General features: G+C 42.4%; 11 protein-coding genes. 7 read left to right on the top strand and 4 right to left on the bottom strand.

The features are described 5' to 3' along the window. The first annotated feature begins 117 nt into the window (after window positions 1–117). Window positions 118–1,218 (top strand): glutamine-hydrolyzing carbamoyl-phosphate synthase small subunit, encoded by a 1,101-nt coding sequence (gene carA / locus BMX50_RS28090; RefSeq protein ID WP_091218510.1) that lies wholly within the window; start codon window positions 118–120, stop codon window positions 1,216–1,218. Window positions 1,219–1,343: 125 nt separating this feature from the next. Beyond that, window positions 1,344–1,841, top strand: coding sequence for a helix-hairpin-helix domain-containing protein (locus BMX50_RS28085; protein ID WP_091218507.1), 498 nt, complete (start codon window positions 1,344–1,346; stop codon window positions 1,839–1,841). Between the two features lie 191 nt (window positions 1,842–2,032). Here BMX50_RS28085 and BMX50_RS28080 read toward each other — a convergent pair whose 3' ends face one another. Then, on the bottom strand, window positions 2,033–2,893 hold the full coding sequence (locus BMX50_RS28080) for a sigma-70 family RNA polymerase sigma factor (protein ID WP_091165711.1): 861 nt from the start codon (window positions 2,891–2,893) through the stop codon (window positions 2,033–2,035). 331 nt (window positions 2,894–3,224) lie between these two features. Further along, a complete protein-coding gene (locus tag BMX50_RS28075; RefSeq protein ID WP_091218503.1) occupies window positions 3,225–5,735 on the bottom strand; it encodes an AsmA family protein in 2,511 nt (836 codons plus the stop codon). Between the two features lie 141 nt (window positions 5,736–5,876). On the opposite strand from BMX50_RS28075, the gene BMX50_RS28070 reads away from it, so the two are divergent. From BMX50_RS28070 to BMX50_RS28055, 4 genes are all read left to right on the top strand, one after another. Continuing rightward, window positions 5,877–6,551 (top strand): NAD-dependent epimerase/dehydratase family protein, encoded by a 675-nt coding sequence (locus tag BMX50_RS28070; protein WP_091218499.1) that lies wholly within the window; start codon window positions 5,877–5,879, stop codon window positions 6,549–6,551. Window positions 6,552–6,695: 144 nt separating this feature from the next. Continuing rightward, complete coding sequence (locus tag BMX50_RS28065) at window positions 6,696–7,511, top strand: alpha/beta hydrolase (RefSeq protein WP_244281126.1); 816 nt, start codon at window positions 6,696–6,698, stop codon at window positions 7,509–7,511. Window positions 7,512–7,831: 320 nt separating this feature from the next. Next, the gene (locus BMX50_RS28060; protein WP_091218494.1) at window positions 7,832–8,698 is read left to right on the top strand and encodes a helix-turn-helix domain-containing protein; all 867 of its coding nucleotides are present in this window, start codon (window positions 7,832–7,834) and stop codon (window positions 8,696–8,698) included. A gap of 87 nt (window positions 8,699–8,785) precedes the next feature. Then, window positions 8,786–9,328, top strand: a complete 543-nt coding sequence (locus BMX50_RS28055; RefSeq protein ID WP_091218489.1) for a YbhB/YbcL family Raf kinase inhibitor-like protein — start codon at window positions 8,786–8,788, stop codon at window positions 9,326–9,328. Window positions 9,329–9,708: 380 nt separating this feature from the next. Here BMX50_RS28055 and BMX50_RS28050 read toward each other — a convergent pair whose 3' ends face one another. Continuing rightward, window positions 9,709–11,202: a family 43 glycosylhydrolase gene (locus BMX50_RS28050; protein ID WP_091218485.1), complete on the bottom strand. Its 1,494-nt coding sequence runs from the start codon at window positions 11,200–11,202 to the stop codon at window positions 9,709–9,711. Between the two features lie 120 nt (window positions 11,203–11,322). Further along, window positions 11,323–12,219: an AraC family transcriptional regulator gene (locus BMX50_RS28045; protein WP_091218482.1), complete on the bottom strand. Its 897-nt coding sequence runs from the start codon at window positions 12,217–12,219 to the stop codon at window positions 11,323–11,325. 165 nt (window positions 12,220–12,384) lie between these two features. Here BMX50_RS28045 and BMX50_RS28040 point away from each other — a divergent pair, with 165 nt between their 5' ends. After that, window positions 12,385–13,833 carry an arabinose isomerase gene (locus BMX50_RS28040; RefSeq protein WP_091218480.1) on the top strand — a complete coding sequence of 483 codons (1,449 nt, stop codon included), beginning with the start codon at window positions 12,385–12,387 and terminating at the stop codon, window positions 13,831–13,833. Window positions 13,834–14,382 lie beyond the last annotated feature (549 nt).

The following is a 14,382-nucleotide window of genomic DNA, read 5'->3' as shown; positions in this document are numbered from 1 at the left end:
AATTTTCTACTTTTGCGCCGTGAATCCGGAAGTTCCTTACTTCATTATTTCTATCAGTTTTCACGGGGCTTTGAACCAGGCGATCCGATCATTTAACCCTTTCAATTTTTTTAAGCGATGAACTATTTAACCAAATTACCGGCTATTTTGCTGCTTGCCGACGGCACCGTTTTTTATGGTAAAGCTGCGGGCAAAATGGGTACTACTACCGGCGAGATTTGTTTTAATACCGGCATGACCGGCTACCAGGAAATTTTTACCGACCCTTCATACTTTGGGCAAATTATGGTAACCACCAATGCGCACATTGGTAACTACGGTATTGCTAATGAAGAGGTTGAATCGGGCAAGATCCAAATCGCGGGCCTTGTTTGTAAAAACTATAACATCGCTTACAGCCGTAAACAGGCTGATGAATCGATACAGGATTATTTCCAGGAACAAAATATTGTGGGTATCTCCGATATCGATACCCGCCAGCTTGTTCGTCACATTCGTGATAAAGGCGCTATGAACGCTATCATTTCATCAGAAATATTGGATCTGGATGAACTGAAAGCTAAGCTTGACCTGGTACCGTCAATGGATGGCCTTGAGCTTTCATCGCAGGTATCAACTACCGAAACTTATACTTTTGGCAGCGAAGATGCTCCTTACCGTGTAGCGGTGCTTGACCTTGGTGTAAAGAAAAACATCCTTCGCAATTTTGATTCGCGCGAGGTTTATGCTAAAGTATTCCCGGCTAAAACAACCTACGCCGAAATGGAAAAAGATTTTGCCCCTACAGGCTACTTCATTTCAAACGGCCCCGGCGACCCCGCTGCTATGCCTTACGCGGTTGAAACAGTAAAAGAAATTTTAGCTGCTGATAAGCCGATGTTCGGTATTTGCTTAGGTCACCAGTTATTGGCTTTGGCTAACGATATCCCAACACAAAAAATGTTTAACGGTCATCGCGGTTTAAACCACCCGGTAAAAAATATCATTATTAACCATTGCGAAGTTACTTCACAAAACCACGGTTTTGGCGTAGTACCGGATGCTGTTCGTGCTTCAGAAAAAGTGGAAATTACCCATGTTAACCTGAACGACCAATCGATAGAAGGTATCCGCGTAAAAGGTAAAAAAGCCTTCTCGGTACAGTATCACCCGGAATCATCACCTGGTCCGCATGATTCAAGGTATTTGTTTGATGACTTTATCAAACTGATGAAATAAATTTTTGATTACAGCTGTGCAGATTTTAAATGTGCAGATGCTGCGAAAAGCCTTTCAATTTAATTTGAAAGGCTTTTTTGTTTCTCAGGATTCCTTGTTAACTTAGTTACATATCCGCCTGAATTATGAAGAAATCAATTAACCTGCTGTTAACAGCAGAGGAGAAAGCTATTCTCCGTGCCCAAAAAACTAAAATAGCCGATCTCACAACTTTTGCCCCGGATGAAGTTGCTATGATATTAAATGCAGATACCGAACGTACAAGAGAGATTAACGCGCTAATTGAATTTCAAAGTATTCCGTCATTAGGGATTAATTTTGCAACGGAATTGATTCAGCAGGGATATTACTCATTAGAACAATTAAAGGGCAAAGACCCGGTTGAACTGTTCAATGCATTTGAACGGCACGTGGGTGCCTGGGCCGATCCCTGCGTGGAGGATTCATACCGATTGCTGGCGCATTATATAAAGCACGGTGATACCGGTAAAAGCTGGTGGCATTTTACTTCGGAGCGAAAAGCATATCGGGCCGAGCATGGATTTCCGGCAAACAGGCCAGCTAAAGCATGGTACGAGTTGCCTCAATATCGTAAGGGGAAAGAGTTTGTAGGGGGGAAGTAGAGATGTCGCTGTCTCGATCAGTAAAAAAATATGTCATTGCGAGCGCAGCGTGGCAATCGCTTGCTGTACAAGGCGGCAATGCCTCCGTGCGATTGCCACGCTGCGCTCGCAATGACATAACTAAATAAAAAAACGCGAATGATTTACTCATTCGCGTTTTTGGTATAAAAACTCAGGCGGATATTCCTGGATTAGTTTAAGTATGATTGCAACAGGTTTGATTTTGAATTGTGACGTAAACGCATCAAAGCCTTGTCTTTCAACTGGCGAACACGCTCGCGGGTTAAATCAAATTTTTCACCTATTTCCTCTAAAGAATGTGGTGCATGGCCACCAAGGCCAAAGAATAACATCAGTACTTCACGGTCGCGTTCGGCAAGGATACCTAACGAACGTTTAATTTCCTGTGATAATGAATCGGCCATTACTTCGGTATCAGTTGCAGCATCAGAGCTGGCCAATACGTCAAGTAAAGTATTTTCTTCACCCTGGATAAATGGTGCATCCATCGAAATCTGGCGACCTGCATTATTCATTGAATCGGCTATTTTATCAACCGAAATTTCAAGGTTATCTGCAAGTTCTTCAGGCGTTGGCTGCCTTTCATATTCTTGCTCCAGTTTTGAAGCTGCTTTATGGATTTTACTCAATGAACCAATTTGGTTCAATGGTAAACGTACAATACGCGATTGCTCGGCAATGGCCGACAGGATTGACTGACGGATCCACCATACGGCATATGAAATAAATTTAAAACCTTTGGTTTCGTCAAAACGTTTTGCCGCTTTGATAAGGCCAAGGTTTCCCTCGTTTATTAAGTCGCCCAGGGTAAGGCCCTGGTTTTGGTACTGCTTAGCAACCGATACCACAAAGCGCAGGTTAGTTTTTGTCAAACGTTCTAACGCTACCTGGTCGCCCTCACGAATCTTTTGCGCCAGGATCACTTCCTCTTCAGCAGTGATCAAATCTACCTTGCCAATATCGTGCAGGTATTTTTCGAGCGATGCTGATTCACGGTTAGTGATTGATTGGGATATTTTAAGTTGTCTCATTTTTTAATACAGATTATTAAGCTAAAAACGGTTCAATAAGATACATGTGCCGGGTTAAACAACCGGAGGTAAAACAGACTACATTAAACTTTGCTTCCTTCTTTATTTGTGAACCCGGGATAGTATTTATTTAAAACGAGGGTTTGCTACTGATATTATTGCTGTAAGGAGCGAGCGGTTTAAAAGTTTTAAAATAATGTGCTAACCAATAAATGTTTAATCAACATATTACCCTATAATGAACAGCACAAAGGTAAGCATTTATTTGCTATTATAGTGTCATTTAAACACCATGAAACAACGGTTAATGTGAAGATTTAGTGAACTTAAGCTAATCTTGTTTAGGTTCGGGCGTTTGCTGGGTATCATCTGTCTTCTGGTCATCATCATCTGCTTTGGTTTTTTTATGATTTTTGTTCCACTTAATTTTTATTTTACCATCATCGCCATCGGTGGCAAGTATGTGTAAAACAATGCCTTTCATGCGTTTTTTATTGCGTTCGGTTTCATCGGCTATTTTGCTGTCGTTTTTGGGGTTACGTAATGGTACATCAAGGGCAATGTTAGTACCTCGCGATAGCGAATAAGTGCCCTCAACATCCATGTTGAGCACGCTGGAATTAATTTGCATAGGCGCAATTTTTATTTTATCGCCATCAAGATCAAACCGGGCCTTCAAATCACCGAAAGTTATATTGTCCAGGTCGCGGAAAGGGAAGGCGAATTTTCCTACACTTTTTATGGGCGCAAAGTTTACAAGCGCGCCATCAGTCAAATTAACCTGCGCAAATCCTTTTATTGATTTCGGCACCAGGTCGCCGGTATTTTTAATCCCGCCTTTAATATCAACCCTTGCCGACAGGAAGCCGTGCAGATTATCACTGGTAAAATCCTTAAGGCCAAAATTATTGAACGATGCAAAAAAAGTGCTGGTATTCACATTTTTAATGTTGGTACTGATAGCGAAATTATTGGTCGGCCCCTGCAATACCAGTCCGCTTAGGTTTAATGATCCCCCCGAGCTTTTCAGGCTTACATTGCGCATTTTCATCGTGTTGTCGGCCAGTAAAATATCGGCATTTACATCGGTAGCTAAAAACTTCTTGTAGTAAACTTTAGATAAGCGCAAGTGCAACTCTGCCTGCCCCTTATCAAAGGCGGTATTAAGCTGACTGGTAATTTTTGCATTCGAAACCTTTTTCCCCGATCCACTACCGGTGGTATTGCTTTCATATTGCCGGTTGTTCAGGAATCCCAAAAACTCGCCCAGGCGAATCTGCGGACTGGTGATCTGCCATACAATTAAAATCTTTTGCGGATCGGTATAATACAGGTTCAAGAAGTTGCTCACTTTGCCTTGCATATACACTATACTGCTGCCATTCTGCAGGCGGATATTATTGATATAAAGATCTTTATCGGTAAATTTTAAGGCAATGGAGTTGTTTTTGAAAACCAGGCCACGTGGCAGGTATTCTACATCTGCATTTTTAATATCTACATTGCCGGTAACAAAGGGTTTGGTGAATTTGAAATTTACAATATCGGCTTTATAGGCCAGTTTTAAATCAACAATGCCTTTGGTAAATTTCAGGCTTTCGTCGCCAATAACCGGGTTAAGCTTGGTAACCGGAAAGCGGGAACGGAATATGCCTGTGGCTACGGGCGTATTCAGGTTATTAATAAAGGCGGTATCAATAGTAAACGGAATATCCTTATAGCTACCGTTAAAATGATAAAGTTTTATTACCGAATTATCATCATTTAAACCTTTGCCGTTGATGTAATTATTACTGAAAATACCTTTAAAACTGCAATTTTCAATAGTGCCTCCCCGGGTTTTCAATATGTTATCTTTTACTTTGGCCGTAACATAAATTGATGGATCGCCGCCTCCGCCAAAGCTTCCTTTCAGGTCGCAGGTAACATCAATCGGCTTTGTAAGATCGAACATCTTGAGGCTTTTAGTAATGTTGGCAGCCAGCAGGTTGGCGGCATCATTCCATAAAATATCATCTACCTTGAGGTTGATTGTAAAATCCGTTTGTGGAGATTTAAGATTAAACTGTGCACCTACCGTAAATGGATTGTCGCCAATGTTTAAAGTATTGGGAGCAAGGTTAACAACCTGCGAATCATCATCGTAGCTGATATCAAAGTGCCCTTTTAAAAGCCTGTTTTTCATAAAGCTCCCCTTTTTTGTGTTGAAGGAGAAACTGTTTGCCATGGTATTCAGATCGATATCTGCATTCCATCCTTTGGTGGGGTACTCCATCCGGCCCTGGATATCGTTAACTGCAAATTTGAACAGTTTGTAAGCATGACGGTCGTCAACAACAAAATTTACCTTATTCAATGAAAACCTGCCAATTTGCGTGGAAGAGCTGGTTTGTTTCTCTTTCGGATCTTTTTCAACTTTGGGTTTGGCTTTAAATATCGATGTATTGCTGTAGCCGGTGCTATCGGTAAACAGGTCGATATCGGCATTGCTGATATCTATCTTATTGATCACCACTTCGCCTTTTAAAAGAGCAGATGCATTTACAGATACTTCCAGATCTTTGGCGGTGAGCAATGTGTGATGATGTTCGGCCCAGCGGTTATCTTTCAATACCACATCTTTCAACTCAACGGATACACCGGGGAAGCCTTTAAATAGTGTTGGATCAATAGTACCGATAGTTAAAGTACCGTTAATATTTTTATTGAGCTCGGAGGTGATCATAGCAAGCACCTTCTGTTTATTATAATTAACATAAACAGTAAGGGCAATAAACAAAATTATAATTAAACCCACGAGCGCACCGGCGATCTTTAAGGTTATCTTTAACCATTTCGGCATTTCAACTAATTTATTGTTAAAGCGTTATGGTTATATAATTGTTTGTATTGTAACATATAATTAACACACGGTATAGGAATAGGTAAATAAATCTGCAATAAGATACAATATTTTTAATGTATAATCGGCTACATCAGTATCATGGAAACAACTAATAAAATAAAGGCAATAATTACAGGCGCTACCGGCATGGTAGGCGAGGGCGTACTGCACCAATGTTTACTGAGTGATAAAGTTGAATCGGTATTGATCATTAACCGTAAACCAAGTGGTGTAATCCATCCTAAACTAACGGAAATTATCCATGCCGATTTTTTTAACCTCACACCCATTCAGGATCAGTTGGCTGGTTATAATGCCTGCTTTTTTTGTTTAGGGGTTTCATCTGTTGGGATGAGCGAAGAAGCTTATTATAAAGTAACTTACCTGCTTACCATGCATGTTGGCGAAATTTTAAGCCGTATTAATCCGGATATGACCTTTTGTTATGTATCAGGTGCCGGTACCGATAGCACCGAAAAAGGCCGCAGCATGTGGGCCCGGGTAAAAGGTAAAACAGAAAACGATTTAATGAAGCTGCCTTTTAAACAGGTATTTAACTTTAGGCCCGGATTTATGAAAAGCTTTAAAGGGGCAAAAAACACCTTGTCTTTTTATAAATATATTGCCTGGATGTATCCCATTGGCCGACTGATTTACCCTAAAGGTTTTATCACGCTGGCGGAAGTTGGTAAAGCCATGATCAATACGGTGAACCGGGGAACCGGCCGCTGGATCCTGGACGGAAAGGATATTGTGGCGATGGCTAAAGAATAGGTAATTATGATATACGGATAATATCCTCGTGTAAATTCGATATATCGTGAATGTTGGCGAGGTTTGTGTTTTGTAATTATTTGATTGTTAATGGTTTGCTGTTTTGGAATGAGCTTTGGAATAATGCTGTCAACAGTATTATTTATGAAACTTAAACTCCAGCAAAAAATGAACACGAAATTCACAACGCGCCGTCTGAAAACATTTTTAACAGCGGTGGTTATTTTATTGGGTGGCTTGTTCGCCTTTATCCCCAATGTAAACGCCCAGGGCACACCTGTCAAAAACATTGTATTAGTACATGGCGCTTTCGCCGATGGCTCGGGCTTTCAGGCTGTGTATAAAATCCTTACTAAAAAAGGTTATAATGTTACCGTGGTTCAAAATCCGTTAACTTCTTTAAAGGACGATGTTGATGCCGCTAACCGAATCCTCGATAAACAGGATGGCCCTACAGTTTTGGTTGGCCACTCTTACGGCGGTACGGTAATTACCGAAGCCGGGAATAATTCAAAAGTAGTGGCGTTGGTTTACATTGCCGCTTTCGCACCGGATAAAGGTGAGAACACTATAAAATGGGTACAATCTGCCCCTCCGGCACCTGAAAACGGTATTTTGCCACCAGATGATAAAGGATTTGTTTACTACGACAAAGCCAAATTTCATGGCGGCTTTGCCGCTGATCTGAGCCAGAGCGAGGCTGATTTTATGTTTGCCTCACAAGGGCCAACCTCGGTTCAATGTTTTGTAACTCCTATTACCGAAGCAGCGTGGAAAACCAAACCAAGCTATGGCATAGTGGCTACCGAAGATAAAAGTATTGTGCCTGATGTTGAACGTACCATGTACAAACGTGCTGGCGCTAAAATAACCGAAATTAAAGGCAGTCATGTGATTTTTATTTCGCAACCCGAGGCCGTTGCCAAAGTAATTATTGACGCTGCGAACGGCGTTAAGTAAAAGATAGTTTTTGTTACAGTTTTAAGCGGAACCGGCGATTGGCCGTTCCGCTTTTTTTATTTGATAATTGTTAGTTTTACGCCATAGGTGTTTGGAGGATGAAATCATCTCTATTTTTAATTAAAAAAATATGTCATTGCGAGCGTAGCGCGGCAATCTCGTAGCCAGTGCATATCCGCTCTGTATAGCTACGGGATTGCCGCGTCGGCCCAAGCGCTCTTGCCCATGCCGCTCCTCGCAATGACATAGCTTTTTTAACCAACATTTACAATTGATGTTCATCTTCCAAATACCTATGGTTTACCCCTTACAATTATCAAATGGAAGCCATCGCCGTACCCGAAGCAGTTAAAGATAAACCGCAAATTAAAGCTGGCGACATCTCTTTTGTGTACTATCGTGAGCGCGGCGATCTGTTCAAAAATCAGGTGGTTTTTAATCAATGTGCTATCAGTTTTGTACTTAACGGACAAAAGGAACTTTACCGCCATGCCGATTGTACCATCATCAGGCCCGGGCAGGGCTTACTTATTCCTGAAGGTAACACCCTGATTGCGGAGCATGTGGTAAAGGACACTTCAAGAGATGAGTTGTATAGCAGCTTTATCGTCTTTTTTCCGCAGGCGTTGATAAATGAGTTTTTTTCAAAACATGCCATCAGTACAAAAAATACCTTGCCAGATGCTCCGCCTTATGTGCTCTTTTCGAACACTGCATATCTTAACGAATACCTCCGGGGCATACGTGCTTTAGTTGATGGCGGACAACAGCTTTCATACCCGGTAGCCTTGCATAAACTGGAAGAATTGCTGCTTATTATTTATGAATTGTATCCGGCGCAATTGCTCGCTTTGTTTGGTGATGGACATGATACTGCCAGTTTATCATTGCAGAAACTCGTTGAAAATAACCTGTTAAATAACCTTACGCTTGATGAGCTGGCTTTCCTGGCCAATCGCAGCCTATCCTCATTTAAACGCGATTTTGAGAAAACTTATGGCCTATCCCCGCAAAAATATATCCGCGACAGGAAACTGGAATCGGCCTGTGCCGAACTGAAAAAAGGCCGGAAAGCAAGCGAACTTTTCACTACCTATGGCTATGAAAACCTTTCCAATTTTAATACTGCTTTTAAAAAAAGGTTTGGGGTAACCCCGGCCGCTTATGGACAGCAAATGGTATTTTGAGCTATCTGCACCACTATTTGAACCGTTTGCAATAACAGTATAAAAACCATTAAAGCCAACTTTGTGGTGTAATTAAATACTGTTATTATGAAAACGATCTTCTCTCTATTCATCAGCTTTTTTATAGCGAAGGCTGCATGTTCACAAACGTTTACCTTAAAAAGTACCGATCTTGGCGGCCAGTTTAGCAATGAATTTGTTGCCGGTAATTTTGGTTGCAGTGGTGGAAATAAATCGCCACAGCTAAGCTGGGTCAACGCGCCCGAGGGTACTCAAAGCTTTGCGGTTACCATGTATGACCCCGATGCGCCAACGGGTAGCGGCTTTTGGCATTGGGTTATTGTAGATATCCCTGCAAATGTTTATGAGCTAAAACAAGGCGCCGGCGACGTAAAAAGCGGCATAGCCCCACAAGGCAGTTTGCAAAGTATAAACGATGTAGGCGTACCTGGCTATCAGGGCCCATGCCCCGGCGTTGGTGAGGGCGATCATCGTTATTTGATCACTGTATATGCTTTAAAAACAGCTAAGCTGGGCACAACACAAGCTTCAACGGCGGCTTTAACGGGTTTTATGCTGGGTAAGCAATTGTTGGCCAAAGCCTCGTTGATAGTTTATATGAAAAGATAAGCGGCCTGTTTTTTTAAGTCCCCTCTTGAGAGCAGGGCTGTTGCATTCTAATGTTTAGTCGCAAGTTCAAGCGTCTTTCGCTTGAATTATGGCTCCGGTAAGCGTCCACGCTTACCTTTTTGAAATTGTTACGCGAGCGTGGACGCTCAAAAAGGGCCAACACTCGAGCGTGGACGCTCGACCGTGCGATTTTTAAAGTACATTGATTTAGAATGCAACAGCTCTGCTCTTGAAAGGGAGCGCAAGGGGAAGCGTGGTTGCAGGGGGTGTGTTTATGCGATTGGCATATTAAAGCAGAAACACACCCCTCCACTCCTCTCGAGAAGGGAATCGCACAACCCCGTGCTTTTTGTTTTGTAGATTGATGGCCAGTACTTCTATTACCGGATAGCAACCTCGAGTTTAAGCACCCTGTTTCTCTCTGCCGAAAAAGTTGCACCGTTATCATTACTTATCAACGCCACATTGTTCGGGTCTGTTAAAATATCGCTGTAAGCAAAACCATAGCAACCCTTTGTAGTGGCCGATTTGATGACAACGGCATACCGCTTACCGGCAATCACAGGAATGTTGGGCTTTACTGCAATATTTCTGGCCGACCAGGAAATGGAATCAACTGTTAAAGTAGCAGCAGACAATGCATTGCCCGCAGGTCGCCCGGCATTGTCAAGCTCAAACACCTCAACAGACAGGCCTGCATCGGGGTAACCGGTTTGGAAGGTGGTGAAGCTAATTTTAGTCAAAGCGCCGCTTTTTGCAGCGGTAAAAGTTTGCAGGCGCTGAGCATTTTTGCCGATGTCGCAGCCCGTTGTAAAATCTTCGGCTGGTTTATTGGGGGCATGGCTTTTGATAAAATTGGCCGTTTGTTCGCATTTCATAGGGTTGATAGAACCGTCGGCAGCAAAAGTTAGCGGCGCCCAGTAAAAATTGGCAAGGGCTTCGTTTTTGGCTGCGTTATTCCACAAGTCGCTGCCAAAAAGGAAAATGGTTTCTGAGTTTAGCTTGATGGTTGATACAAAGGATGGCTGCCCTCCGCAGGAATTATCACTGATCTTGATCCCATCCGACCATGGCCCTAATGGCGACGGTGCTGTACGATAAGATGCGCCTGTGCCTGAACAATAGCCACAATTTGGGTCGGAATAAATGAGATAATATTTGCCTTTGCGGTTGAACAGGGCAGGGGCTTCGGTATTGCCTGTAGTTACAGATTTTACGTGCTGCCCGGTGCCGGTTAAATAATCGGCGCTTAATTTTTCTATAACGATACTTCCTTTGGTACGCCAGTCGGTATAAGCCAAGTAAGCGGTGCCGTCATCATCAACAAAAGTGTCATGATCGCCATTGTTTAATCCAGCCACCGGCATTTCGCTGTTCACAGCCAGGGTAGGTTCTTTAACTTCTGTGAAAGGTCCAACCGGTGTTTTGCTTGTAAACACCCGGTAGCCTACACGGTTATCATAAACGTTGATCCACAGTACATAGCGTTTTGTTTTTTTATTGTAGATAACATGCGGGCGAAAACAGCCATAAGTTTTGCCATCGCAGCGGGTTTGCCAAACGGGTGTTTTAGCATCAAACATAAAGCCCCGGTCGGTCCAGTGTTGCAGATCGGTTGACGAATAAGTTTTAAAGCCACAAAAGGGCGCAGTTTTATTTCCCCATTCAAAGCCGCAATCATAACTGGTGCCGTACAGGTAATACACCCCATTAAATAAAGCTATCTCACCATCGTGCGCATCAACAGCATTGCCAAGGTTGTCAAATTTAGTTACCTGCTTGCCGTTTTTATCAAAATTTTTAATGGTTTGTGCTGATGCAGGCTTCTGCATAAAGATGACGGCTAACAGGCCAAGCAGGATAAGTTTTTTCATTGATTTTTATTGTTGGACCTGCCGGTGTCATTTTCGGTACAAAACAGGTATTATAGTCAAACCAAATTTATCCGATAACATTAAAGCTCCGGTTACATTTTTTGATATTAGGTTTATCATTTATGACAGCGGGCTGGTAATCCCACCCTGCGCCCGTTTCCGGTAATCGGTAGGCGCAATGCCTGTTTTTTCTTTAAAAAGTTTGGAAAAATAGAAATATGACTCAAACCTCAGATCGTAAGCAATTTGTTTGATTGGGATCGAAGGATCGTTGAGTAACTCTTTTGCCCGTTCAATTTTTAGCTGGATATAATATTGCCCGGGCGATAACCCAGTATGGTTTTTAAAAGCCTTCCTGAACCATGAGTAACCTACACCCAGTTGAGAAGCAGCTTGTTCGGGAGAAAAGTCGGCAGCTATATTTGAGCGGAATAATAGCCTTGCTTCATTGATAAGTGCTTCCCTGCCATCGCTTATTGCATTTTGTTTGCTCAGGGCATGAAAGCTTCCTAAAAGGTGCAATACAGCGCCCGAGATTTGGGGTTGATAACCGGTATCTTCCTGCTGTGTTTTTTCAATGATGCTGCTGAATAAGCCAAAAACATTTTCATTAAAACCTATGCTAAGACATGGAGACTCTGGTTTAAAAAACCTTTTGTTGATCAGGTTATCCATCACCTCGCCTTTAAAGCCAATCCAGTACTCGTCCCAGCCGGTTTTTTCATCAGGTTTATAACGGTGTCGTTCTCCGGGAAACAATACAATAACACTGCCTGCTTTTACTTCAATCTGTTTACAACTATCTGATTCAAAAATGCCTTTGCCCCGGGTAATATAAATTACCTGGTATTCGTTCAGTACCCGGCCGGTGTTCCAGCTAAAATAGTGATGTGCCGGATGTGCCTTACCCGGATATGAGCATGAAGCCTCAATATGGGTACAGCCGGTATTCAAAACGCATAGTCCCCAGTTTTCATCTTCCTTACTTACGGGCAGGTATTTGTAGTAATTGATCATATGGTAAATGCTATCGGGCGTCAATAACTACATCTTAAATATCAAAATGTGTATTGGTGCCAGGGTTTATATGGCAATATTTGACTTAATGATAATTGAAACCTAAGTTAATACATCTTGTACGGTTTTCTAACTAAACTATTTTGCCAATAAATAAGTATCAAAATGATTATCTCCGCTAATCAAATAAACCCCGGCCTCAAAATAGGACTTTTCGGCATAGGACTTAATACCTATTGGGATCAGTTTGAAGGGCTTGAACAACGCCTTTCGGGCTATGTGAATGAAGTGGCAGATAAACTTGCCGGCTTCGGTTCGGACGTAGTTAATCTCGGGTTGATTGATACGCCACAAAAGGCATTTGAAGCAGGCAGCCGTTTTCGCAGGGAGGATGTCGGCCTGATATTTTTATACGTTACCACTTATGCGTTGTCATCAACCGTTTTGCCTGTTGTTAAGAGGGCCAAAGTACCGGTGGTGATCCTGAACCTTACACCAGGAGCAGCTATTGATTACACTGCATTCAATAAAATGCAAAACCGAACAGCCATGACCGGCGAGTGGCTGGCCTATTGCTCTGCCTGTCCGGTACCCGAAATTGCCAATGTGTTTAAACGGGCTTCTATTCCTTTTTACCAAATAACAGGCATGCTGCATAATGATCCACATGTTTGGCAGCAGGTGGAAGAATGGATAGCGGCAGCTAAAGTTGCGCACACCATGTATCATAACACGTTGGGAGTTATGGGTAATTACTACGGCGGTATGCTGGATATTTATTCAGATCTCACTTTGCAGTGTGCCACATTTGGCGGTCATATCGAAATTTTGGAAGTAGATGAATTATCTGGTTTACGTGGTACGGTTCAACCGACAGAAGTGCAGGATAAGATCAATGAGTTTCATGAACGCTTTGACATCCAGTTTGATTGCTCAGACTTCGAGCTTGAACGTGCAGCAACGACCGCTGTAGCGTTGGATAAGCTGGTGGCCAAATATGGCCTGGGTTCCATGGCTTACTACCACAAGGGCACCGGTAATGCAGTTAACGAAGATGGCATGAGCTCGGTGATTTTAGGTAACTCGCTGCTTACTGCCGGGGGGATTCCTGTGGCCGGCGAATATGAGATCAAGAATGCCCAGGCCATGAAAATAATGGACAGTTTTGGCGCGGGAGGTTCTTTTACCGAATACTATGCAATGGATTTTAACGACGATGTTGTGCTGATGGGGCATGACGGCCCATGCCACCCGGCCATTGCCGAAGGCAAGATCAAAGTAAAACCATTGCAGGTTTATCATGGTAAGGTAGGCAACGGTCTTTCGGTGGAAATGTCGGTAAGCCATGGCCCTGTTACCATGTTTTCTGTTGTGGAAACAGCAGGCGGCAAGATCATCTTCCTGGTAGCCGAAGCTGAATCGGTACCTGGGCCGATACTGGAAATTGGGAATACCAACAGCCGTTATAAATTTACCATAGGAGCAAGGGCCTTTGTAGAAACCTGGAACTCACATGGGCCTGCGCATCACTGTGCCGTAGGCAAAGGGCATATCGCATCAAAAATTAAAAAGCTGGGTGATTTGTTGGGGGTGGAGACGGTGAAGGTTTGTTGAGGGTAGATTATTCATTGTAGATGAAAGGCTTTGGATGCCCGTTTTAGGAGGCACCTACGGAGCCTAAAATTCTTCTCCCTCATACTATAAACACGATACTCCTCCGGAGTGTGAAAAGCATGAACCTGTAAAGCTCCGGAGTTTTGCAGGTTATAGATTCTACGCAAATTTACTTCCTCCGGCTCCATAGGAGCCACATGTTTATAGGAAAAATGCATCCCCAATATTAGGCTCCGTAGGTGCCTCCTTAGCTTTTAAATTTTATAAGATAAGTAACATTATTGTTCGGAAATTAAACGTTTTACCATTCCAAAACGGCGAATCCGCTTTAAAATGATATTTTTATATTGTTAAAACAACACTAATTATTGATTCTTCGTTTATTCTCTTTCACGACCATTTTCAGAGTTGTTTTGCCTGTGTAATGACTTTTTTACAGGGTTGCTGATCTTGTTAAGCCAATAATGCATTTTATCTGAATAAAATTTTAAATAAAATTTTTCTTTGTCAAAAATTAAGTGTTATTTCGACAATAATTATAAATCTTTA

The organism is Mucilaginibacter gossypiicola (genome assembly GCF_900110105.1).
GTDB lineage: Bacteria > Bacteroidota > Bacteroidia > Sphingobacteriales > Sphingobacteriaceae > Mucilaginibacter > Mucilaginibacter gossypiicola.
This window is presented reverse-complemented; position numbering and strand designations above follow the sequence as displayed.